This window comes from Peptoniphilus senegalensis JC140, assembly GCF_000321025.1.
Taxonomy (GTDB): domain Bacteria; phylum Bacillota; class Clostridia; order Tissierellales; family Peptoniphilaceae; genus Peptoniphilus_A; species Peptoniphilus_A senegalensis.
In genome coordinates, this window is the sequence record NZ_CAEL01000040.1 from 1 (window position 1) to 1,573 (window position 1,573).

The following is a 1,573-nucleotide window of genomic DNA, read 5'->3' on the forward strand; positions in this document are numbered from 1 at the left end:
TTTTAGTACCATAAATAGTGTAAGAAAGGAAGTAATTCCTATCTTGCACTATTTTTGTATAATGAAGAAGTAGTATGACGAGGCTGTTTTAGGGTTGAAACATCCGCCATAAAAACTGTCAACTACCTCTTCATTATTCATATTCGGTTAAGCAGGTTGGGCAAAACGTCCGTGTCACAAGCTAAAAAGAGTGTAATGGTGCAGGTAGAAACTACAAAATAAAAAGAAAGAAGGAGAACCATGATATCTGTAGGAATAGACATATCAAAAGAGAAAATTACAGTTTGTGCATTAGAAGAAGGAAGCAAAATAATCTGGAAACCATTTGATGTATATCTAAACAAAAGTAAAGTCGAAGAATTATTAAAGAAACTAGAAAAAATAAAAGAAGAAATAAAAATAACAATGGAAGCAACAGGAAAATATCATCTACCAATACTTTACGAATTAAAAGAAAGAGACTACTTTGTAGCAGTAATAAATCCATTAAAAATGAAACAATATTGCCGAGCATTAAACTTTAGAAAAGCAAAAAATGATAAGATAGACGCAAAACAAATAGCAGAATATGGACTAATGTATTGGAAAGAATTAGAAGAATACAAAGTAGATGAAGAAAACTACAGAGTCCTAAAAGAATTAAACAGAAGCTACCAACATTACATGGAGCTAAGAATAAACCAAATCAACTACATAGAACAAACAGTACATCAAATATTTCCAGGAATAAAAAAACTAATCCCACATAATACAGGAGACTTTTCAAAAGATAAATTATTAGACTTTTTAGAAAAATGGTGGCATAAAGATTTAGTATTAGAAAAAACAGAAGAAGAATTTGTAGAAGAATATAAAACTTGGGCAAAAGAAAAGAGATACCATCCAAACGCAAACAAAGCAAAAGCAATTTACAAATTAGCAGAGGATAGCATCTCAACTCAGCCTTCCCATAACTCAAAAATAGAAACGAATATCAGAGAAGGAATAAACCTGATAAAACAAATAAATCAGATTCTAAATAACATTCTATCACAAATGATAGAAATATCCGAGCCCTTAGAAGAATATCAAGAAGCAAAAAAATTCTCAGGCATATCAGAAAAATTAGCAGTACAAATAGTAGCAGAATTTGGAGACCTAACAAAATTTAAAAACAAAAAAAGCCTAATATCCTTTATTGGAATAGATTCGCCACCATATGAATCAGGAAACTTTAAAGCAGATCAAAGGAAAATAAGCAAAAGAGGGAACGCAATACTAAGAAAAGTAGGCTACCAGGCAATGAAGTGTATGATGAGTGCAAAAAATCCAGAAAATGAAATATATAATTACATGATAAAAAAAGAAAAAGAAGGAAAAGCCAAAAAAGTTTGTAAATTTGCAGGCTTAAACAAATTCTTAAGAATCTACTATGCAAGAGTAATGGAGGCAAAAGCCGAGAAAAAAGGATTAAAAGCAGCATAAGATTTGGAAAAACACTAAAAAGCAAGCCGATTGATTACACTCGGCTTGTTTGCAATGCACTAATTTAATTACTCAAATAATAAAAATAACCTGAAATTAATTTCAGGTT

1 protein-coding gene is annotated in these 1,573 nt (G+C 30.5%); it reads left to right on the forward strand.

Going from position 1 to position 1,573, the window contains the following annotated elements:
- Nucleotides 1-240: 240 nt before the first annotated feature.
- On the forward strand, nucleotides 241-1,464 hold the full coding sequence (locus tag PTSHG_RS00005; RefSeq protein WP_019106896.1) for an IS110 family RNA-guided transposase: 1,224 nt from the start codon (nucleotides 241-243) through the stop codon (nucleotides 1,462-1,464).
- The last annotated feature ends 109 nt before the right edge of the window (nucleotides 1,465-1,573 follow it).